The 355-nt window shown below is 44.8% G+C and carries 1 pseudogene; it reads left to right on the top strand.

Annotated features, from left to right (window positions below):
* Positions 1-355: pseudogene (locus JUI58_RS10475) on the top strand (hypothetical protein); the annotation flags it as partial.

Here is a 355-nt window from a genome sequence, read left to right as displayed (position 1 = left end):
TATTCGTCCTGCTGGCGGAATTAGAACGGGAGGAAAATCGGACAAAAATCCCGGTGGGTGAAGGAAAAATTCCTAAGTTATGGATACTCACTCCCACTGCTTCCCCCAATTTTCTGAAAAGTTTCTCGGCTGTACCGTCCTCAAAAAAAGATGAACAAGGGATCCACTATCTGAGTACAAGCTGGAACACCGCAATTGTGGTGATTCATCAACTCCCGAAAACAACAGAAACCTTATGGTTGCGACTATTGGGACGGGGAACTGTCCAAAAGCAAGCGGTCAAAGAACTCGAAGCTCTGCCAAGGGGAAACTATCTGCGAAAAAGTGTTATAGAATTAGTGAAAGAGCTAATTGC

This window comes from Spirulina sp. CCY15215, from assembly GCF_016888125.1.
Classification (GTDB): Bacteria; Cyanobacteriota; Cyanobacteriia; order Cyanobacteriales; family Spirulinaceae; genus CCY15215.
The sequence above is the reverse complement of the archived record's forward strand: the minus strand, read 5'-3'. Positions and strand labels throughout refer to the sequence as shown.